Raw genomic sequence first — 21744 nt, 5'->3', positions numbered from 1 at the left:
TGGAATATTTTTCTGCGGTTTATTGTAACAAAAGACCGTGGACGGTGGACAATAGACCACCATCCACGGTCAACGGTCTGTCGTCCGTGGTCTATTCCCTAAAAATTCTCACATGCCTGCGTGGTTCTTTGCCGTATGAGTGACTGACCAACTCTGCGTTGCGCGCCATTTCGTGTTGAATTCTGCGAACCAGTGAAGTGCCGGGCGGAAGGTCCACCCAGCGCTCGCCGTTGAGGACAGCGGAGATGGCCTGCTGTGTTTCTTCGCGTACGCCATCCATCTTGTCACGCGGATGTTGCTGCTCGCTCAGGTTATATAGATCGCCGAGGAACTGTTCCACTTGCGCCACGGTGTTTGCGCGCAAAACATAAATGGGCAGTCCGCGATGTTCGGCATCCATCACCGTTTGCTCACGGTTACGATAATAGGTGCGCAGGGTGACGAGCGCGTCAGCTTCCTCCACGTCGGTTACGATCACAGCGGGCACGCCGAGTCTTTTCGCGGCTTGCGCGAGTCTGTTGCGAGCCACGCCATAGGCAAAGACGCGCACCGTTTGCAAAGGCGCTGTCAGCATGGGCGGAGTCTGATTGGGTGTTGGAGTCTGCCCTTCGATAACGGGATCAGCTTTCCCCGAAGCCGGATCCGTGGATTGACGTCCACGACGGGGAGCCTTGACCACTTCCCGCGCTTCCATCTTGGACTTTGGAGCGGGTGCGGTTTTCTCGATCACGATCTTCCCTTCGGCATCGCGCGTGCGTAATTCGGGCGGCACAGGAATGCCGCGCAGGAGTGAATCCACCGAGGCAGAAATATCAAGATGCACCGCGAAACGATCACGGGTTTGGATTTCGATCACGACATCAAAGGTCGGGGGCGAGCGGCGCTCAAGCACTGTTTTCTGCGTGCCGCGCCGGCGGGCTTCTTCATCTGAAAGTGTGACCGCTTCGATGCCGCCGATCAGATCGCTGAGAGTTGGGTTGAGTAAAAGATTATCGAGGGTTTGTCCGTGCGCCGTGCCGATCAACTGCACACCGCGTTCGGCAATCGTACGGGCGGCGGCGGCTTCAAGCTCGCGGCCAATTTCATCAATGACGATCACTTCAGGGTTGTGATTTTCAACCGCTTCGATCATCACTTCATGCTGCAGCATGGGCTGGCTGACTTGCATACGGCGCGCACGTCCCACGGCAGGATGCGGCACATCACCGTCACCGCCGATCTCGTTGGATGTATCCACGATAACGACGCGTTTGTTCTCCGCGAGAATGCGGGCAGCTTCACGCAAGAGAGTCGTTTTGCCAACACCAGGCCGCCCAAGGATCAGCACGGATTTTCCTGATTCGATAATGTCTTGAATGATATCCACGGTGCCATAAACAGCGCGGCCCACGCGGCAGGTGAGTCCCACCACTGCACCGAGCCGGTTGCGAATGGCCGAGATGCGATGAAGTGTGCGCTCCATGCCGGCGCGATTATCGGCATCAAAAGTGCCGATGCGTTCCGTGATGTGATCAATGTCGGGGCGCGCGATCTCTTTTTCAGAAAGGACGATCTCGCCTTCCACAAATCGCGCAGCGGGCACACGGCCCAGGTCAATGACGATCTCCAACAGCTTTTCACTGTTATTCGCCTTTTCCACCGCACGGCGGATATTCAGCGGGAGAACGTCAAGAAGTGCTTCCAGATCGTCTGTAATTCGATGTTGAGTCATAGTTAAGGTACCAGATTGAAAGTGTCGTTTATCAAGGACACACTTTTATATAAAAAGGAAAGGAGAAAGAGGAAAGAAAATACTTGCATCGCGTACGCAAAGCGTCCACTGCCTGCGCGATATACGGGGATTTGGTTAGAGAAGAATGTAGTTGAGCATAGTAGAGTACCGCCTATTAAGGGAGTGTCACGTTTCACGCGTCGGGCTTGCCCGCAGCCCTGACGTTAAATTGGCGTCACGTGCAGACCTATTATAGCAGTGTAGTCATTAACGAAAAATTAAAGGCTTGTGTTAATTTCGTTGAAATGCCTGACTCACAGAGGTGCTTTTCTTGTGCCAATTTCTAAGCACCAGACAAATTACCGGCAGACTGAGAGTAAACCCGGAAAGATGAATGGCCTTTCTATTCAGCAAAGTGACAGCAACGAAATAATTCCTGCCATTTCGGGTTTGGGTGTAACGCAGGTCAATGGAAGATATTTCCTTTGCGCTGAAGGTTTTTTGATTGAAGAGATAATCAATGACAATCGTATCTCCTTGAATTGTCACAGATTGCGGGGTGGTAAATACTGAGACAACAGAGATCAACCCAAATACGACAAATACCAGAAACGGGGCCAATATATCACCCGCTTGTGTAAGCGCAAAAGCCCAGGCCAGCCAGCAAAAATAGACCGACCATCGAAAAAATGATCGTGCCTGCCCAATTTTTTTTCATTTCAGCATATTCCAGCGGACTGAATAGATCGGGACGTTTCATACCAATCCAGTTAACGACCTCGTCGTAACCGGGCAATTGTGTGGCGGGGGCCACCGTCACATCTCCATCAAAATTATGTAATTTAATGGCATATCCCCTGCCCGAAACACGGCTGACTTCGCTCCAGCGCAGCGACTTTGTGCCCAGTAAAGTTTTGGTGGAAATTTCATCCTCTGAAATAATTGTCTGGGCTGTGGCTCGAACTACGAGAAATATAAAAAGAAAAACGAACAACAGCGCGAAAGGAATCATCACCATTAAATTTGAAGGATCAGAATCACCGGCGGCAAAGAAGAACGCGGACAAAAGAATAGCAAACATTAAAACAGAAGGCCAAATAAAAATGGGGAGTTCTTGTACACACGAGGTTCGTTCATGATATTTTCCTTTTCCATTCTGTAAACATACGCAAATGAAATGACCGGGTCGCCTGTTATTTTACTTTTCCCCAATCCACATGGGAGGGAATCTTTTAACAAAATAACCAGACATTTTTATTTAACACGCACATAATACTCTTCGCCCCAAACGCTCAAATTTTGGAGCCCCACTCAAGTCCCTGCACATAGGTGGGGCGTAATTCCTTGATCGAGTAATTCAGGTCATACTTATTATGCCCCGGGACGCTGTTCATCCCATTCCAGGCGATCTGCCCGGAAAGGTCAGGCGGCAGGTTGGCAATGTATGGGTCAGACTTGCCGAGAAAATCCAGCGCAACACGATCGACATAATAAGGGAGAGTGCCCGCCCAAAAAACACCAATGGACGCATTTTCATCGGTCACCGCATTGATGGCTATCGCTTCATCCACGTGCTTGCGCGCAGCTTCGTTATCGAAGGGATAATCAACAAGTGACATCTCACGCAAAAAGCGGAAGTCTGCTTGCAGTAAGCCGCCAAAGATCAATATCGCAAGCAAACCGTTATACGCGGAACCTTTTATTTGAGGGGTTTTAGTCAATATCGCATCACAAGCCAATACAAACAGGATCAACAAAAAAGGCATCGTTGGCGACATCATGCGCCAATAATTCCACGGGTCGCCGCCGACATAGATTTGATAACCAATGGAGATCAAGAAAAAAACAAAGAGATATACTTTTGGCTTCGAGACTTTAAAAAATATCCCGGCAAAAGCAAGCAGCAGCACAAAACCGGTCTCTTTCAAAAACGGCTGGACGAATCCCCAGCCGTTTCGTACTCTCTCAAACAGCGGCATACCCACCAGTTTCAAGGTATAGGTATTGGGCAGCATCTCTCCATAGTAAGCGTAGCGGAATACGGTTTGACCGATCACAAACAGACCATATATAAATCCGGCCGCGAAAAATGCATATATAAACCTTCGTCCATTTTTCAGCGTTTGCGTTAAATATAGAAAAGCCAACACAGCAAAGAGCAGGGAATCATTGCGCGTGAGATAACATAAGCCAAAACTAACGGACATGAACCAGAGATATCTGGCTTCCAGTTTTTCAACGTATAGCAATGAACACAGCACACCTGCACTGAGTAAAAATGCCAGCAAACCGGTTTCCATACCCAGCAAAGACCAATAGTTCAAAGGATAATACAATAAGACTGCGGCAAACAACAAATAACGCGTGAAAACTTTTTCTTTGCTCCTGATGAGCTCAAAAATTTTCAGGGCAAAAAATGCCGTGCCAAGCACGAAGAAAATCCCTGTTAATTGAATGACCAGTACCGCGTAACGTTTGTCAAAAAACAGCGCTGCGAGTGACATCAATAAAGTCATCAGCAGATTGGTGTATCCTTCCACGCGCTCACCGATATTCCAAACCAGTCCATTTCCATGGGCAAAATTCCACGCGTAGCGCATGGAGATCATGGCATCATCAAAGAGGTTGAAATAGCGCCGCCCATCCATGGCTGCATAAGAGGAATGATAAATAAACGCCAGCGCCCAGCCAATAAAAAGCATGGACAATAGCAGGAATACCCAATTCTGTTTTGAGTACGCGTGAAGTTTTTTCATCTGCATGGTTTTCTTAAATCAGGGAAGATGCAAATATATTACCATAAAGATTTTTCGGACAGACCGTATAACCGCAACAATTTTCACCTCCCGCTCTCCATCCATCCCCTGTATAATGGAATATCGTAATTAAATACAAAACGCGGGAGCAATCTCCCGCACTCCAGAAAAAAACCTTATGTCCTTTTCCGACGATCCGATCATCCCCTCTGACCCAACACCCCAGCTGCCTCCGGTGCAGGATGCCAACGCAGCCGCAGCCGCCGCGCGCAGCCGCCGTAGACGCGCCAACCGCCGCGAAATGTTCCCTGCTGATGCCGAAGGTCAAGCCGCGCTTATTTCCGCGCTTTCACGCCGCGCCTATCCATCCCTTGAATTATTTGTTTTTTCATTGGTATGCGGTGCGATCCTCGGTCTTGGATTTTTACTCGACTCACAGGCTGTGCTTTTGCTCGGCATTCTCGTCACGCCACTCATGACTCCCTGGGTGGGCTTTTTGCTGGCCCTTTTAACCGGCTCACCGCGTTTTCTATTTGAAACATTAATGGCGCTGTTGATCAGCGGTGTCATCGTTTTTCTCGGCGGCCTGCTGACAGGCTTTGCTGCGCGCCTGTTTCTACCGATGACCTTTACCAACGTTTTTATTCACACGCGCTTATGGCCTCCAGCGCTCGGTGTGCTTGCCATTGGCGCGATCACATTGGTGGCATCCTTTGCGCGCTCTGAAGACAAACCCTTTTTACCAAGCGTCATCATCGCCTACGCATTTTATTTACCGATCAACGCCGGCGGCTTTGGCCTCGGTTCGGGGGTGCCGGGTATCTGGCCGCAAGGCATTTTGGTTTTCGTCGTCCACTTTGCATTGGCAAGCACACTCGGGTTATTAACACTCTTTGCCATCAGGCTCCGCCCAACGACTCAGGAATCTTCGTCAGTGGAATCACACTCCTGCTCTTCGCGGGGATCATGATCATTTTAATGGGAACAGGCATCCGACGTCAGAAGCGAGCGCGGTTTCCATTCCCACATCTACAATGACGACGCAGCCTACCGCGCTTCCATCCTTAACCCCAAGCCTGACAGCAACAACAACGAGCAGTCCCCGCCCTTCAAACACACCAAAGATCATAACCGTCACGCCTGATGGAACCATCACGATCACTGTGACAAACCCCGTGACAGCAACCGCTTCCTTAACGACTGCAACCAGTTCGCCAACTTTGGCATCGGCCACAGCGACCTCAAGCCAAACACCAACACTCGCATCCACTGCCAGTGTGACGCCCATTCTCGGCACAGTGGGCGCGGATGAAGGCGGCGGCGCGAATCTACGCCAAACCCCCAATGGGAAATATTTATTGACGGTGGATAACGGTACGATTGTAGAGGTCTACCCGGACTTCCGTCTGGTTAACGATATTACGTGGATCCATGTTTTCGTAACACGTGATGGTCAACGCATTGAAGGCTGGCTTTTGGAATCTGTTGTAAATTACGCCACACCTGAACCAAACTTTGAACCCTCGGTCACTCCCACAGTTGGTGTAACACCTGTACCATAATATTGCAACATCCTTCGGCTCCGCTCAGGATGTAATTTTTTAACTGGAGAAAAAAACATATATGCCTATTCATTTCGGTACCGACGGCTGGCGCGCTGTCATCTCAGACAGTTTTACATTTGATAATCTTCGCATTGTGACACAAGCCATCGCAGACGCTGTGGCTTCTGACCATTGGGATAAATCTGCGAACGGTGGTCAGGTTCCCGACAAAAACAAGATCGTGGTCGGTTACGACACACGCTTTCTTTCAGATCGCTTTGCGGGTGAAGTGGCGCGTGTGCTCGCCGCGAACGGTTTCACTGTGCTGTTGGCACAATCTGATTCACCGACACCCGCCATTTCATTTGCAGTTAAAAATAATAACGCCATCGCAGGCATGATGATCACAGCCTCACATAACGCGCCGCGATATAACGGCTTGAAACTTAAAGGCGCGTTTGGCGGATCGGCGCTTCCTGAACAATGCCGCCGTGTGGAAGTGTATATCAACGACAATGAAGAGCAGGCGCGCGGTCCCAACTTAATGGATTTCAAAAAAGCACGTGACGCGGGATTGATCCAGCGATTTAATCCCCTGCCGGCTTATTTTGAACACATGCACGAATTGATCAACACCGATATCATCGCAGAGAATCCCCAGCGTTTTGTGGTGGATGCCATGTACGGTTCAGGGCGCGGCGTAATTAAGTCCTTTTTACAGGGCACAGGTTGTGAAATCGCTGAAATTCGCGGCGAGATGAATCCGGGTTTCGGTGGTGTACATCCTGAGCCGATCGCTAAATATCTCGGACCGCTTGCCAGCGCGGTCAGTTCGGGCATGGGGAACTTCGGTGTTGTAACAGATGGTGATGCAGACCGCATCGGTGCAATGGATGAGCGCGGAAACTTTGTTGATCCGCATAAGATCATGGCACTGGCTTTAAAATATCTGGTCGAAAAACGCGGCTGGACGGGAGCGGTCGTCCGCACCGTTTCAACCACACGGATGATCGACCGGCTGGCAAAACGATATGGATTGAAATTATATGAAACGCCGGTGGGATTCAATCACATCGCAGATTACATGATGAAGGAAGATGTGTTGATCGGCGGTGAAGAATCAGGCGGTATCTCATTCAAGGGACATATTCCCGAAGGTGACGGGCCGATCATGGGTTTGCTGATCGTGGAAATGATCGCCGAGGCGAAAAAATCCCTCTTTGAAATGGTGGACGACCTGCTCGAAGATGTCGGCCCCGCATTATACGAACGCGCAGACCTGCGTTTGAGCCGTCCCGTAGCCAAAGCCGAGATGACCGAATTCCTGACCTTGAAGGCACCAAGTGAAATTGGCGGCCAAAAAGTGGCAGAGATCAGTCAGCGGGATGGCGTGAAATACATCATGGCCGACGATTCGTGGCTGCTCATCCGCCCCTCTGGCACAGAACCTGTCCTGCGGGTATATGTGGAAGGCAGAAATGCTGAGATGGTCAAATCTCTGATGGCCTACGGAAAGACTGTCGCCGAAAGCGCTGTGTAAAAAGCAAAGATCGCAAATGAATAATTTAAAATTTCGATTATTTTCCTTGGTCATTGTTGCAGCCTCCGCAGGAATCATCTATTACAACTGGATGCGATTGAATACGGAAGGAAGTTACTCGATGAAAGGTGCGGTCTTTGGTCCAATTGGAGTGGTCGGCGGTATCGTTCTTTTGCTGTTCCCTGAATCTGGCGGCAAACCAGAAACAACTGCCGGCAAGGTCGTTGCCATGTTGATATTTGGAATTGGCATAGCGGCAGGCTTATATAATTTATTTCTCATGGACCCCAGCCGTTTTGGAATGTGATCTAAAAAACAGTCTTATAGCTCTCCATCGCATAAGTATTTTTTGGTCAATCCGTCAGAAAGAAAAAAACAAAAACGGGACAGCGAATTCGCTGTCCCGTTTTTGTTTTTAGGAAAAATAATTTAGCGGTTTATCGCAGGCGCAACACGCAATCTGCGGGCAAGCAGGATCACGATCACAAAGGCCAGCGCCATCACGATCAGGCCGGGCAGACCGAATTCATCGGCAATGCCGGTGCCGGCCAGAGCGGTTGTTGTCGGGACGATAGTCAACTGTGCAGCGGCGGCCTGGGTCAAGGCTGCGCCAACGGTAGCTGTAGCAGCAATCGGTGTACCCGCACCAGCAGCCGCGGCTGTTAAGGCTGGGTCTGGGGTGTTGGTCATGGTGGGCACACTTACTACAGCAGTCGGCACAGGAGAGGATGTGGTGGTCGGCAAAATTGCCGCCTGGGCGGTGGAAGTCAACGCTTCAACAATAAAAGCATTGGCGGCTTCGGCGGTGGCGGTGGTATTCGCAACGGTGGCAGTGCCTGTATTTCGCAAGTTGAATAGATATACACCCACAAGACAGGCAATCGAAATCAAAATGATCCCGCCTAAAATACCAGCCGCGATCAAAAATGTACGATTGTTGTTGGCTTCCTCCGGGAGGGGGGCATCGCTGCCAGCATCATCAAAATTATTGTCATCGAAAGACATGGAGCACTCTCCTGATTATTTGTTATTGTTTACCGCAGGAAAAAATAATAAACATTTTGCACTACGGACTGCATCAAAATTTTATATCAAACGGGATTATTATCCCACAACTTCAAGGTTTACGAGAGGCGCGACCACCGTTTCACCATTCTCAAGTTTTACTTCTGCGGCAAAGGCGCGTAAACCGCTGGGAAGGGTGGTTAGTCCCGGTTTGAGCAAGACAATTGAACCGATCATTCCCAACGCGGGCGGACGCCGCATACGAACTTGCAGGCCCGGCGCAAATGTTCCACCTCACGCAGAGGAGGCGGGTCTGACGCAATCGGCAGCGGAATAATTACCTCGGCCGCGCACCCGTATACCGGTCATATACTTCTGCGTTGACAGTTACATCACGTTTGGCATTTGTGCTCAATAATTTATACGCAGCAGAATTCATCGGCAGCGGACCGAATCCATCGGTGACCATGATTGGGTAACGCATCTCACGCGCCAATTGAAGCAGAGACGGATATAAACTCGAAAGGATCAATCCACGCACCGGCAGATCTGCGGCGGCTTGCAAGGCATCTGCGTCCTTAACAATACCCGCCAGAATGACCGTGCCGCGCATACTCACATCCAAACGGGAGGCTGTCAATATGGAATCGGGCTTTTCAGCCAGGTTCATTAGTAAACCTGAATCGACCCGGCCATTGCCCCATACCCCCTGAATCAATGCGCCCGCGGTCTGAATTACCACACCACGATTTGGAAGAAGTTCAATGATCGTGCCGGGGATACCGGCGCGCAATTCCATTTTTGTCTCGCCAACTTCCATCAGCACTTGCCCGCCGCCCACGGCCACTACCCGCCCTTCACGCGGAGCACGGACACTGCGCGGAAAAAGTCCCTTGCCAACTGCGATCTCTGCGCTGGCTGCAATGCGATCGTGCAATTTAAATTTGACGAGGCTGTCTGCCACTGTGGGACTGACACGTAAAGCGCGGGCGACATCCAAAAGCACATGTTCACGCGCCAAATTGGTTTCAGCAACAACATCCCCCGAAGATACCTTTTGACCAACACGCGCAATGACTGTGCCGGAAATTGGCAATTGCCTTTCACGCACAATGGAAGTAAGACCAATAATATGATTAACAGGCGCTTGCATGATCTATTCGCCTCCCAGAGTCCAGATCCATTTTTTGATAAGTTCACGACGACGGACTCCATCAGCGGGCAGATCGAGCGGACGTCCACGACCATCAAAGACTACGCCCAGCGCACCACCACTGACCGGAATACTGCCGCCGCGCCCGGGGCCAAAGCCCACGTCCGCGCCATGTAAACATTGCAGGCTTAGGCTGCCTGTTTCACCACTGGCGAGGGGCAAGGCTTCAATGCTGCCGTATTTCAAATCCACGCGAGCTTCGGCGCCGTTGCTATAAGTCAACTTGGCGCGCAAAACAGGTGTGCCATAACTCGCAGATACAACCGGAGAGACAACTGTCCCGACACTGAGGAAGGCGCCTGATTCAAGTACCTGCACCGGAAGAATATTATTTTGTGAAGCGGCAGCGCCCAACAAGGGCAGTAAATTATTTTGATCGAGGATGACCGTGGTCACTCCCACAGGCTGGAGTGAGTCAAGAAGCAGGAGCAGGCTTTGGCCGGGGCGCGAAGCGTCGCTCAATGCACCGCCACCGGCAAGAATTGGCTCAAAGAGCGGAGTCAAAGTCGGCTTGATGCTGGCAATATTCCGCGGGAAATCACGACGCGCAGATTGCATCGCCAGGTACAGTGCCTGCCGCGCAACCGCCTGCGACATGGCGAGGTCTTCCTTTGTAGCTGAAATGGCGGAGGGGTATAAAGATTTTTGATAAAGATAATCGCGCAAAACACCGGCGGAAATATCCAGTACAGACCAGCGCAAAATATCTTCAAGGGTCGTGTAATTGAGCAAGCCGGTCAGATTTTCACCCAACCCAAATTGAGGATATATATTCAATGTGGATTTGCCTTTGAAGCCCGCCGAAATAACCGTGGCGGACGCTCCCACATCTACACTCAAAATTCCTTTGTTCGTGCCATATACCTTTGCGAGAAAACGTACCATGCGCCCGGTGGCGTAGCCGGTTGGCAAAATATGACCACCAGACCACAGATCGAGCAGTTCCACGCCTTTGACCTGACGTTTGCGAATATTCACGAACATACGCGCCAGTTCACGTTGTGCGGGTTCAAGATCTTCCGTTTCAAGCGAGGGGCGCACATTCGGGATAAAGTGCAAGGAAGCCGTCTGTGATTTAAGCAGTTCCTTAATCGCCTCTTCCATTTTTTGATTACCCGCAAATAACACGGCTGGACGTTTTTCTTCGGGCAATAAGAAACTGGCAAGGCCAACCGGTTCAAGTAATTTTTTTATCGAGCGTGATGCGCCGCCATCGGTTCCGCCGGTGATCACCACCAGGTCGGGCCGGGCGCGCAGAATGCTGTCAATTTGCTGATCGGGTTTTCGGCGGTCGTTCAGGCCGATGGTTTCAACAACCCGTGAATATGTGGATTCAGAAAGCCGGCGCGCACTTTCCAATGAGACATCTTTTAGCAGGCCAACGATCACCGTGCGGATGGTTGGTCCAGCGGATAAGGTGACAACCAGCGCATCTGCACCTGAACCGTTGGGCTGGCTCGGCGTAATGAGATCGCGCGACCCATCCAAGAGTGACCTGCCCAGGACCGCCTGCAAATTTGAGATCGCCGCGCGCACGCCTTCGATGACGTCCTTAAACGGCGCTTCTGCCGTGGAGGGTGCGCTGCCAGATGCCACAAAGCGATATTCGCCTTCGACCACATCAAAAAAGACCGCACGGGTATTCGCCGCGCCGACATCTACAGCAAGAAGAGAGTTACCATCAACGAGTGAGGAAGGCATTACAGAAAGTTCCCAATGAAATTAATAAGTGACGAAAGGCGCTCGATCAGGGCGGTCAACGCGGCGGCATATACGCCCGCGAAGATGGCACCCAAAGTAATTCCAATAAAAACACGTCCCACCCATGCAAAGATTTCGATCAAGCCCAGGCGGCGCATGGAGCCATCTGCTCTGGGACGCGCACCAAAATGAAAATAAGAGAGTGTAAAAATTGTCCCAAATAAAACGATCGCGCCGTTGGTGATCGACTCAAGAAGAAGGCCGGCATTCCCTTGATAAGGAGCCATATCAAAAGCGTTAATGGTTCCCATTACTTGCGGCATAAGCGTACCGGTCAATGCTCCGGCAATTGTCACCGCTGCGCCCACACCCGTCAAAAAAGCCATCACGATGCGTCCCATGCCGGAAAGGCGGGGAGATATTTTCATGATGAGCAATAACGCGCCCAGCAGCGGCACGAGCAATAATCCCTTCTCTGTTATAGAGACGGAAGTGGAGATCAAGGGAGAAACAAGGCGCGGAATCACAACCTGCCAGACTGCTATCGCGGCAATAAATCCCGCAGAAACCCCGACAAAAATATAAGTTCCAATCTTGAAAAGCGGATTATCTCCGATCACATAACTCAAAATAAGCAGAGTGAACAGAAAACTTATCGCGCCGGTGATCAGATCGAGAGAGATCGCCATATTACTTTGCCTCCCTTGCCGCAGCACGGTCGCGCAGACCTAAAGCCAAATTCCACAACCCGCCGCCCAGGATCAAAGCCATGGCAAGCAACATACCGATACTGTACGCATCCCAATAAGTTCGGGCAGTGCCAGGGCGGCCGGCATTATTCTGCTCATAGACTGCACCGCCATACAAACCACTTACCAAGCCTGAGATTTGTTGTGAAGTGTAATACGGTTGAATCATTGGCGCGGCCTGCGCGCTGGAAATCACCACAAAAGGAAGTGTGCCGCGCGCCGATGTGGTTTGCTCGATCCATGCACGGGCTGAATCAGCATTGTCAGTGATCAGGATCAAGGCCGTAAATTGTGAAAGTGAAGTCACACCCTGCAACGGAGGCAAAGTCCATGCGGGAGTAAGTGTGGTGCTGAACAGGTTTGCGTTTTGAGAAAACGCGTATGGAGCAGATACAGAAGGATTTTGCGCAAATGCGCGAATGCCCATTTGTCCGCCGGGCAGGTAGCCCAGATTCAAATACCTGATTCCGCTTTCGTAACCGTGCCCGGCCAACGGTCCGGTAATGAAACGCTCTGCCAGGATCGCACCTGATTCATTGGTCGAAATAAAAGTCAAACGCGGATGACGCAGCAGGAGCATCTGGTCAAAGACGGGCGCGGCGGCCACTTCCATTTCTCCAACGCGGGCGGGTTCATAATCAAACATCACCAGCACTGGTGATCCTTCAGGAATTGACCCGATCGCGTTCAACGCGCCATTAATATCAAGTGTATTACCAACCGGCATTGTAAATATTTGCGTGCGCATGGCTAACACGCTTGTAATGATTGTTAAAAGAAGAAATGCGATCACCCAGCGCAAACTGCGTGAGGTGCGCAGCGCGGAATATGAAGCGATTGGAACCGGCTCAGCTTCTGCCGCAAGAATCTGCTCCAACAAAGCCGCGTGCATCTGCTGCTCTTCGCTCGCCTGCAATTTGATCGAATAGGCTTTCGGCTTACTCGTGGGCGCGTACCCCGGGGCGGCAGGCAGAACACCTTGCAAACCAGCCAGCGCACCGCGCGACTCAAGAGTCTGATCGCTTGATAGTAGTGTGGAAGAAAGCTGTGAAACACCTGTATCCACCGGACGCATGGCCTGCACCCAGGCAGGCAACTCACCCGCCGCGAGCACATCTGAATTTGTCATCGGTGTCGGCGCAGGGTTCGCGGCAGGAATATCCACTGAACCAGAAAGCCAATCAGGCATATCGGTAAAAAGCGAATCCATGTTTTCGCCTGATTGAGAGTCAGGCACAAAAGCCGGAGGCGCAGGCGCAGCTTCCACAGGCTCATCCATTGCAAATGCGGGCGCTTGTGGCGTATCGATCGACTTAAACGTATTGAGCCAATCCGCTGAATCAGCAGGCGCATCAAAAGATGGCGCAGGTTCAACTGCCGGCTCTTGCGCTGTCTCACCAAAAATAGACGAATGCGGCGCGGCGGCTTTTAACCAGCTTGGAATATCACCCAACTCAAGATCATCTGCGGGCGCAGCGTTTTCATTTTCCACCGGCTCAACCGGCGCAGCATCTGGTATTCCAGATAACCACGCTGGCAATCCCGCATCGGCAGCCGCAGGCTCATCACTCTTCATCCAGGAAGGCATCTCAGTCTGCGCAGACGGCACATCTTTTTCAGCCTGCAAACCTTTCAACCAATCATCATCAGATGACAAAGCCGAGGGTGACGCTTCAGCGCCCAGCCCCTTCAACCAATCCGGAGTATCCACTGCGGATGAAGAACCCGCATCAGACTCACCGAAACTTGTTTCTGAAAAACTGGCAGAGTCAGCGCTTTGAGCTTGACCCTGCGTCCCCATTTGACGTAACCAATCCGGTGTATCTGAATCGGCGGGAGTCGCTGCAAATGTATTCTGACTTGCATCATCAAACACAGCGCCGCTATTCTTTGCGTCACTATCCGCCGCCATTTGCGGCCAATCTGGTGTATCTGAATCGGCGGGCGCAATGTATTCTGACTATCATCAAAACTAGCGCCGCTATTCTTGCGTCACCATGCGCCCCCATTTGACGTAACCAATCCGGTGTATCTGAATCAGCGGGAGTCGCTGCAAATGTATTCTGACTTGCATCATCAAACACAGCGCCGCTCTTTCTGCTCTCCTCCGCCCCTTCTGCCCCCCGCACGCCAGTCTGGTGGGGGCGGGCGGGCGGGGCGGCAGGTGTGGTGTGTGAACTGCCGAAGCAGCGCCACTATTCTTTGCATCACTATCCGCCGCCATTTGACGTAACCAATCCGGTGTATCTGAATCGGCGGGAGTCGCAGCAAATGTATTCTGACTTGCATCATCAAATGCAGCGCCGCTATTCTTTGCGTCACTATCCACCGCCATTTGACGTAACCAATCCGGCGTATCTGAATCAGCAGCAGGCTCAGACGATACAGGAGGCTGTGATTGCAAAGGTTTCAAACCGCTCGCTTCACGCATCCAATCTGTTAACTCATCCTTTTCAGCAGACGGCGCTCCAGTAGATGCCAGATTCGCCAGCCAGGACGGTGTTTCATTTTCATCCGCAGATTCTTCCTGCGCAAAATCTTTTGAGCCGCCCAACTCAACCCAGCGCACCTCAGACGAATCAGACTGCGATTTTTTTGCAGTAGGCGAAGCGCCAGTGATACTTGCCAGCCAATCCGGCGTATCATCTTCTTCATCGCCGCCAGATTGCGCCTGTAACCCTGCCAACAAATCTGGCGGAGAGGAAGGCCGCGCAGTCTCCTGTGCGGGCAGCCGGACCGCATCATCATCTGCGGCATCGCGAGCGGAACTACGCGCTTCTCTCAACCATTGTGGGAGGATAGGTTCAAGATCAGCGGTTGCTTTTTTCGTTGGAGCCTGTCCGGGCTTAAATCCCTCATCAGATCCTTTAAAAGAATCGACCCCAGTCTGCAAACGTGATTGACAGAACTGGCAAAATTCCTGATCTGAAAAATTATTCTCACCGCAAACGGGACACTTGATCAAATCTGCCATTAGTTGCCCCCATAAGGACGGTCAACGCCAAACAAAACGCGCAGACCGGTCATCAGTGTGCCTAAGGCAACACCGATCAAAATACCACGCGCGCCGCCAAGAGCCAGCACCTGTGTGATCCAGCGTGATGTGATGCCCAGAATGGGGAGGTTTACAAAAGGCAAAGTGGCTGAGCCAAGCATAACCAACGCGGCCACGATCAGAAAAATAACACTCATCATATCCGCGCGGCGGCGCAGCAACCGTATCGCTGCATACAGCAACGAGATGGAAAGCAGTCCCATCAATGCAGCCTCAACAGGAATGATTATTCCGTTCATTACCACGCCCATCAAACCATGCTCAGGACGCAGGATCAAGCCCAGGAAAAACGTACCCAGCAAAAAGAAAACAAGAATCGCGCTGTAAAAACTTCCCGTCTCGCGGCGGCGAATCTTATCGGTATGGACTGTGATCAAATTAAATATACCCACCAGCGCAGCAACACCCATTAAAATGATCGCCCAATTTAATAAAAGAGTCTGAACATCTGCCAGCACAGGAAAGAACCCGGTCAGGAAATATCCGCTCAGAACCAAAAGTCCTGAAACAACTGCAATAAAAACAGTGATGACTCGCATTATATGATCCCCGCAAATTTGGCAAACGCGCCGCCCAGTAAGGCCAGGATCACGAGCCAGCGCAGAATATCCTGCACCGTCAGGCTGGCGGCATGGGAAACGCCTGCGCCGAGATACGCGCCCATTGCAAATAATTCTTCGCCGATCAAAATATCAGGGGTATTCGCAAATAATACAGACTGACCCGCAAGATCATCACTGGCTCCAATGGCGATCACATGGTCACGATCTGAAGTATCGGTGAGCAAAGCCACTTCCGGGCCAAAACGACCGACCATAATATTGGCGGATACATTTTCATTCTTTGAAATATTCATTGCGCCGGCGGCGTAACCAAAAGGACTCAACCCCGTCACACGGCCAGTCGTGGGAATGTATAACTCCTCCACACCTGCCGCCTGATATCCTGCCTGTAAAGTATCCTGCGCCAGCAACCCAAGCGCAGAGTCACCCGCAGATGCCACGGAAGGTTTATCACTCACAGAGGTCTGCTCTGTAATGTGCCGCAGCATCGCAAGCCCGGCCAAAGCGGAGCCGCCGCGCGCATTGAGCAAACTTCCGCTGCCGAGTGAGACGTGCATACGCGTGCCATCTTCCACGCTGAGTCCGAGCACACGATGTAAATTCGTCAACGCTGCGATCTCGCGTATTTTTGCAGGAGATTTACGCTTCCAGATCGTGATCACCAGAAAAAGAAAAGCGCTAACAACGAGGATGATCAATTCGATCATAATGACGCCTGCTCCTGATGGGTAAGAAAGGAAGCAAATGCGCGCGCTTCGGTTTCCTCTTCCAGTGTATTTGCCAATGCTGTTAATTGATCGTTCTCAATAAGCCCCCGTCCAAAATAAAGCGCCTGCGCTCCAAGCAAAGCAAGAGGACTTCCTGCTTCGAGGAGCGAGGCGGTTAATTTGTTAAGTTGATAATGACGCAGGGTTTCTGCCCAGCGCGGCCAGTATTCGCGCGATGACTTCATATATTGCGAGTATAGCATAATTTAATGTTGACCCGCGCGTAAAGAATGATAACAAACAGGTTGCAGTTCAAAATATTCCTGTTAGTCAGGTGTGATCTTTGTCCCGGCCGGGAATCTCCATATCTTTAGGAATGACAACGATCCCATCGCGGACATACCATTTCTCATTATCAATATCGGTATTGCGCGGGAAGGGACGAATGACCACGTTCTCACCGATGCGTACGTTCTTATCCAGGATGGCTCCTTCAACGTGACTGTTCGCACCGATGCCGATCGGCAGACCTTCTTCACCGCGTTCATAGTAATCGGAGCCCATCATGATGCTGTCTTTGACGATACAACCTGATGATATCTGACTGCGGATGCCAATGATCGAATGCGTAATATCAGACTTAAGAATACGGCTGCCCTCCGCGATCAACACATCGCGCAGTTTGCTGTCTTCAATGATCGAACCGGGTAGGAAACGCCTGTCTGTATACATCGGCAGTTTTGGATCGTAAAAGTTGAATGGAGTTTCCGGTGTGGTCAGCGCCAGGTTGGTTTCATAAAAAGAGCGGATCGTTCCAATGTCCTGCCAGTAGCCGTCAAAATCAAAGCCATAAACTTTATGAGACTTGATCGCTTCGGGAATAATGTCGCTGCCGAAATCGTGATGGTTCGGGAAGTTTGCCAGCAATTCCATTAAGACTTTCGTCTTGAACATGTAAATTCCCATCGAGCCAAGGAATGGACGCGCCTTGTCATCACGGCTGATGAATTTATCCTGAGTTGCCACATCTTTTGGTTTTTCGACAAAAGAGGAGATTTTGCCATCGGTCCTCACGTTTTAAGATTCCAAAACGCGACGCTTCTTCACGCGGCACAGGTTGAACTGCCACAGTGATGTCGGCTTTATTCGCCCAGTGATACTCAGCCATCGCCTTGTAATCCATGCGATAGAGATGATCGCCGGCGAGGATCAACACATTCTTTGCGCCGCTGGATTGGATCTCAAGCGTTTGCTTGCGAACCGCGTCAGCTGTGCCCTGATACCAGTCCGCGCTTTCGATGGTCTGCTCGGCGGCCCAGATCTGCACCCATCCGGTATGGAAGGCGTCAAAATCATAAGTATTCGTAATGTGACGATGCAGGGAGACGGAATTAAACTGGGTTAGCACTGCGATACGAAAGATCCCCGAGTTAATACAGTTGCTAATTGGAATATCAATAAGACGATACTTGCCAGCAATTGGAACTGCCGGTTTCGAGCGCATTTGTGTAAGCGGGTATAAACGTGCACCGCGACCTCCACCCAAGATCACAGCCAGGACATCGTTTAATGATGGCATAAGAGCCTCCTGGAAATATTTTACTGTTTTTTTGACAACTTGCTAATGTTTTGAACCCATCAATTTGCGTATTCGATGAATTATATAGACAATTGGGTAGATCAGCAAAAGCATCAGGTCGATGACCGCAAAGAGTAAATATAGTTTCATGGTGTATACCTCCAAAGAAAACGATACGATAAATTTATAAACACATACGTTTTATGGCAGAGGCAGTTGCCTGTAACGCAATTCTACAATTTGAAAATTGGGCTGTCAACTGATATAACACGAACGTCCTCTCAAAGCGAGAGGACGTTCGTGTATAATACCGTTTCGGGTACTTTTGTGGCTGTGCCGAAGGAGGGAATCGAACCCTCATTCCCGTTGGGAACACGATTTTGAGTCGTGCGCGTCTGCCTATTCCGCCACTTCGGCATTGGTTTGTCGAGCGCCCGCAAGTATAACAAACTCTCACTGATAAGGTCAAGCATGAAACTAGGAATTATAGGATTACCCCAATCTGGAAAAACCACCATTTACAACGCCCTCACCCGCGGCAACACCCCCACCACAGCATCCGCCGGGCGCATTGAAGTTCACACCGCAGTTGTGGACGTCCCCGACCCGCGCGTGACTCTGCTCTCGGATATGTTCAAGCCGAAGAAAACCATCTACACCAAAGTGACATACGCGGATATTGCCGGACTGGAAGCTGGTTCGGCCAAAAGCGGCATTTCCGGGCAGCTGTTGAATCAACTCAACCAGATGGAAGGCTTGATCCTCGTGGTGCGCGGATTTACCGACGAGAACGTGATGCACCCCAGCGGCAGCGTGGACCCAATGCGCGATGCCGACAGCATGTTGACCGAACTCCTGCTCAACGATCTGATCGCTGTCGAAAGAAAACTTGAGAAGCTGGCCGATGAACGCAAAAAAGGCGGCACCGATAAAACACTCAATGCGCGTAATACAGAATTATTTGAAAAACTGAATGCCGCTCTTTCAGATAACAAACCATTACGCAGTTTGGAATTTACAAATGATGAAAAAGAGAACTGGCAAGTTATGGCCTGTTGACTCGCAAGCCGATCTTAACGGTCTTCAATATGGGCGAAGGACAGACCGCACCGGACGCGCAGGGCAAGCTCGATCATGCGAGTGTTTCCTTGATGGGTAAACTTGAAATGGAAATTGCCCAACTCAGCGCGGAAGATGCATCTGTCTTTATGGAAGAATACGGCATTAAAGAATTAAGCTTGAACAGAATGATCAACCTGTCTTATGATCTACTTCAGGTGCAAACCTTCTTTACCGTCGGTGAAGATGAGGTGCGCGCGTGGACAACCAAGCGCGGTGCCACAGCCGCCGAGTCTGCTGCTGAAATTCATACAGACTTGCAGCGTGGATTTGTTCGGGCGGAGGTGGTTGCCTACGAAGACTTGATCAGCTTAGGGTCGATGAATGAAGCGAAGGCCAAAGGCAAGTTTAGACTCGAAGGCAAGGAATATCTGGTTAAGGACGGCGATATCATGCACGTCCGATCCAGTTTATAAAAAAAAGAGACAGTCACCATGCAGGCGGCTGTCTTTTTAATTTACAAAAGGAGAATATCATGGCATATAAAATTTCAAAATGGAGCCTCGCTCCGCTGTATCCGGGTTATGAAAGCGCCGAGTTGGAAAATGCATTTGACATGATCGAAGAGCAGGTTTCATCGTTTGAAGGCGTGCGCGGAAAACTGACTCCTGAAATTTCATCTGAACAATTTATGCAGGTGATGCAGGTCAGCGAAGACATGAACCGCATTGCGAATAAACTATATTCCTTTGCCGGGTTGTCTTTCACGGCCAACACACAGGATCAGGCCGCGCATTCCCTGCAATCACGCGCGCAACAATTTCTGGCAGAGATCGAAAACCGCACTTTATTTTTCAACCTATGGTGGAAGGAACTGGATGAAACCAACGCCAAACGTTTGATGGATGCTTCAGGCGATTATCGCTATTATCTCGAAGCCATGCGACTCTTCAAACCGCACACGCTGAGTGAGGCGGAGGAGAAAGTTGTCAACCTGAAAAATGTGACCGGCGTAAATTCGCTGACCACACTCTATGACTCGATCACCAGTCTGTATGTTTATAAATTAAAAGTAAAAGGTAAAACTCAGGAACTCACCCGTGGACAATTGATGCGCTTTGCGCAAGGCGGCGACTCGAAATTGCGTGCTGCCGCGTATCAGGAACTGTATCGCGTGTACGGTGAAGCGGGACCGATCCTCGGGCAGATGTATCAGACTCTTGCGCGTGACTGGCACAACGAGAATATTTCACTGCGTAAATTCAGCGATCCGCTCGCTGCCCGCAATCTGGCAAATGACATTCCCAATGAAGCGGTGAATGCATTGCTTGAAACTGCGCGTAAAAATGCAGGTGTGTTCCAGCGTTACTTCAAACTAAAGGCAAAGGCGCTCGGCGTGAAGAAACTCCGTCGCTATGATGTGTACGCGCCCGTGGCTGGTTCGGACAAAAAATATGAATACGGCAAGGCCGCAGACATGGTGCTCGATTCGTTCAGCGCGTTCGATCCGAAGGTCGGTGACCTGGCACGCCGTGTATTTGACGAAAGCCGCGTGGACAGTGAAGTGCGCAAGGGCAAGCGTGACGGCGCGTTCTGCTGGTCGGTGGTGCCTGAGATGACGCCTTATGTTTTGTTAAACTATCAAGGCAATGCGCGCGATGTGGCCACGATGGCTCACGAGCTGGGACATGCGATCCATTCCATGCTGGCTTCACATCATAGCGCGTTCACCTTCCATTCATCCCTGCCGTTGGCAGAGACGGCATCCACGTTTGGCGAGATGATGTTCACCGACAAACTGCTGGCCGAGGAAACAGATGAAGCCGTGCGCCGTGACATCCTCTTCAAGCAAGTGGACGATGCGTACGCGACCATCATGCGCCAGTCTTATTTTGCGATGTTCGAAAAGCAGGCGCATGACATGATCCAGAAGAATGCTTCTGTGGATGAACTATGCGCCGCGTATATGGAAAACCTGAAGGAACAATTCGGCGATTCCCTCGAACTGAGCGATGAATTCAAATGGGAATGGGTTTCCATTCCGCATATTTATCACACGCCGTTCTATGTCTACGCCTATGCTTTTGGACAGTTACTGGTCTTCTCGTTGTATCAGCAATACAAGATCGAAGGTGACTCGTTCAAGCCGCGCTACCTTAAGATCCTTTCTGCTGGCGGCTCTGAAGCGCCCGCGAAAATTCTTGAGGAAGCAGGCATTAACATCCGCGACCCGAAATTCTGGCAGGGCGGATTCGACGTGCTGGAGAAACTGGTCAGCGAGTTGGAGAAAATGCCGGTTGGCGGGAAGAAAAAGGAGAAGTAAAAAGCGCTGCCCTGACTAGCGAAGCTGTCTCGAAGGGTAAAAAGGCGGTTGTGAAGAAAGCCAAACCCGTCAAAGTGAATACGAAGAAGAAATAAGATCAATCAAAAGCCGCTCTTTTCAGAGCGGCTTTTGATCGGGGTATATATGATGTTATACTGCGGAATTGTTGTATAAAATCTAGTTGGGTGCTTATTTTGAAATCTCACCAGAAAACAAATGAAAGGACAGCATGGATAACA

At 50.7% G+C, this 21744-nt stretch carries 22 protein-coding genes, 1 tRNA gene and 1 pseudogene; 7 read left to right on the top strand and 17 right to left on the bottom strand.

The window, feature by feature from the left end; translation table 11 throughout:
• Window positions 1-91 precede the first annotated feature (91 nt).
• The 4 genes from IPL71_RS00120 to IPL71_RS00105 form a co-directional block, all read right to left on the bottom strand.
• On the bottom strand, window positions 92-1711 hold the full coding sequence (locus IPL71_RS00120) for an AAA ATPase domain-containing protein (protein WP_345317946.1): 1620 nt from the start codon (window positions 1709-1711) through the stop codon (window positions 92-94).
• A 291-nt stretch (window positions 1712-2002) separates the two neighbouring features.
• Complete coding sequence (locus tag IPL71_RS00115) at window positions 2003-2332, bottom strand: hypothetical protein (RefSeq protein ID WP_345317945.1); 330 nt, start codon at window positions 2330-2332, stop codon at window positions 2003-2005.
• A gap of 4 nt (window positions 2333-2336) precedes the next feature.
• Window positions 2337-2792 carry a hypothetical protein gene (locus IPL71_RS00110; RefSeq protein WP_345317944.1) on the bottom strand — a complete coding sequence of 152 codons (456 nt, stop codon included), beginning with the start codon at window positions 2790-2792 and terminating at the stop codon, window positions 2337-2339.
• Between the two features lie 211 nt (window positions 2793-3003).
• Complete coding sequence (locus IPL71_RS00105) at window positions 3004-4467, bottom strand: hypothetical protein (protein ID WP_345317943.1); 1464 nt, start codon at window positions 4465-4467, stop codon at window positions 3004-3006.
• A gap of 178 nt (window positions 4468-4645) precedes the next feature.
• On the opposite strand from IPL71_RS00105, the gene IPL71_RS00100 reads away from it, so the two are divergent.
• Window positions 4646-5437 (top strand): DUF389 domain-containing protein, encoded by a 792-nt coding sequence (locus tag IPL71_RS00100; RefSeq protein WP_345317942.1) that lies wholly within the window; start codon window positions 4646-4648, stop codon window positions 5435-5437.
• Here the strand turns inward: IPL71_RS00100 and IPL71_RS00095 are convergent, their stop codons facing one another.
• Window positions 5438-5755: a hypothetical protein gene (locus IPL71_RS00095; protein ID WP_345317941.1), complete on the bottom strand. Its 318-nt coding sequence runs from the start codon at window positions 5753-5755 to the stop codon at window positions 5438-5440.
• Between IPL71_RS00095 and IPL71_RS00090 the strand changes: the two genes are divergently transcribed.
• From IPL71_RS00090 to IPL71_RS00080, 3 genes are all read left to right on the top strand, one after another.
• Window positions 5745-6029, top strand: coding sequence for a hypothetical protein (locus tag IPL71_RS00090; RefSeq protein ID WP_345317940.1), 285 nt, complete (start codon window positions 5745-5747; stop codon window positions 6027-6029). The genes IPL71_RS00095 and IPL71_RS00090 overlap by 11 nt on opposite strands.
• A gap of 61 nt (window positions 6030-6090) precedes the next feature.
• Entirely contained in the window at window positions 6091-7551 is a 1461-nt protein-coding gene (locus IPL71_RS00085; RefSeq protein ID WP_345317939.1) for a phosphoglucomutase/phosphomannomutase family protein, read from the top strand.
• 16 nt (window positions 7552-7567) lie between these two features.
• Complete coding sequence (locus IPL71_RS00080; RefSeq protein ID WP_345317938.1) at window positions 7568-7858, top strand: hypothetical protein; 291 nt, start codon at window positions 7568-7570, stop codon at window positions 7856-7858.
• 122 nt (window positions 7859-7980) lie between these two features.
• On the opposite strand, the gene IPL71_RS00075 is transcribed toward IPL71_RS00080, so the two are convergent.
• The 12 genes and pseudogenes from IPL71_RS00075 to IPL71_RS00020 form a co-directional block, all read right to left on the bottom strand.
• Window positions 7981-8556, bottom strand: coding sequence for a hypothetical protein (locus IPL71_RS00075; protein WP_345317937.1), 576 nt, complete (start codon window positions 8554-8556; stop codon window positions 7981-7983).
• A 99-nt stretch (window positions 8557-8655) separates the two neighbouring features.
• A complete protein-coding gene (locus IPL71_RS00070) occupies window positions 8656-8817 on the bottom strand; it encodes a hypothetical protein (protein ID WP_345317936.1) in 162 nt (53 codons plus the stop codon).
• Window positions 8818-8893: 76 nt separating this feature from the next.
• On the bottom strand, window positions 8894-9709 hold the full coding sequence (locus IPL71_RS00065; protein ID WP_345317935.1) for a hypothetical protein: 816 nt from the start codon (window positions 9707-9709) through the stop codon (window positions 8894-8896).
• A gap of 3 nt (window positions 9710-9712) precedes the next feature.
• A complete protein-coding gene (locus IPL71_RS00060) occupies window positions 9713-11470 on the bottom strand; it encodes a glutamate mutase L (RefSeq protein WP_345317934.1) in 1758 nt (585 codons plus the stop codon).
• Entirely contained in the window at window positions 11470-12159 is a 690-nt protein-coding gene (locus tag IPL71_RS00055) for a hypothetical protein (RefSeq protein WP_345317933.1), read from the bottom strand. Before IPL71_RS00055 ends, IPL71_RS00060 begins: the two co-directional genes overlap by 1 nt.
• A 1-nt stretch (window position 12160) precedes the next feature.
• Entirely contained in the window at window positions 12161-14131 is a 1971-nt protein-coding gene (locus tag IPL71_RS00050; protein ID WP_345317932.1) for a hypothetical protein, read from the bottom strand.
• A 69-nt stretch (window positions 14132-14200) separates the two neighbouring features.
• The gene (locus IPL71_RS00045; protein ID WP_345317931.1) at window positions 14201-15193 is read right to left on the bottom strand and encodes a hypothetical protein; all 993 of its coding nucleotides are present in this window, start codon (window positions 15191-15193) and stop codon (window positions 14201-14203) included.
• Entirely contained in the window at window positions 15193-15813 is a 621-nt protein-coding gene (locus tag IPL71_RS00040; RefSeq protein ID WP_345317930.1) for a hypothetical protein, read from the bottom strand. The genes IPL71_RS00045 and IPL71_RS00040 overlap by 1 nt, the downstream gene beginning before the upstream one ends.
• A complete protein-coding gene (locus IPL71_RS00035) occupies window positions 15813-16544 on the bottom strand; it encodes a DUF6754 domain-containing protein (protein ID WP_345317929.1) in 732 nt (243 codons plus the stop codon). The genes IPL71_RS00040 and IPL71_RS00035 overlap by 1 nt, the downstream gene beginning before the upstream one ends.
• Window positions 16541-16789, bottom strand: a complete 249-nt coding sequence (locus IPL71_RS00030; protein ID WP_345317928.1) for a hypothetical protein — start codon at window positions 16787-16789, stop codon at window positions 16541-16543. Before IPL71_RS00030 ends, IPL71_RS00035 begins: the two co-directional genes overlap by 4 nt.
• A gap of 85 nt (window positions 16790-16874) precedes the next feature.
• Window positions 16875-18123 (bottom strand): annotated as a pseudogene (locus IPL71_RS00025) (glucose-1-phosphate adenylyltransferase).
• Window positions 18124-18457: 334 nt separating this feature from the next.
• Window positions 18458-18540, bottom strand: a tRNA-Leu gene (locus IPL71_RS00020).
• A gap of 54 nt (window positions 18541-18594) precedes the next feature.
• Here IPL71_RS00020 and IPL71_RS00015 point away from each other — a divergent pair.
• Genes IPL71_RS00015 through IPL71_RS00005 form a run of 3 tightly spaced genes read left to right on the top strand, consistent with a single transcriptional unit; the run spans window position 18595 to window position 21505 of the window.
• The gene (locus IPL71_RS00015) at window positions 18595-19182 is read left to right on the top strand and encodes a GTPase (protein WP_345317927.1); all 588 of its coding nucleotides are present in this window, start codon (window positions 18595-18597) and stop codon (window positions 19180-19182) included.
• Window positions 19179-19658 carry a DUF933 domain-containing protein gene (locus tag IPL71_RS00010; protein WP_345317926.1) on the top strand — a complete coding sequence of 160 codons (480 nt, stop codon included), beginning with the start codon at window positions 19179-19181 and terminating at the stop codon, window positions 19656-19658. Before IPL71_RS00015 ends, IPL71_RS00010 begins: the two co-directional genes overlap by 4 nt.
• Window positions 19659-19717: 59 nt before the next feature.
• Window positions 19718-21505 carry a M3 family oligoendopeptidase gene (locus IPL71_RS00005; protein ID WP_345317925.1) on the top strand — a complete coding sequence of 596 codons (1788 nt, stop codon included), beginning with the start codon at window positions 19718-19720 and terminating at the stop codon, window positions 21503-21505.
• Window positions 21506-21744 lie beyond the last annotated feature (239 nt).

It is taken from the genome of Candidatus Villigracilis proximus, assembly GCF_016717045.1.
GTDB lineage: Bacteria > Chloroflexota > Anaerolineae > Anaerolineales > Villigracilaceae > Villigracilis > Villigracilis proximus.
Note: the sequence above shows the minus strand (reverse complement) of the source record. Positions and strands in the feature narration are given on the sequence as shown.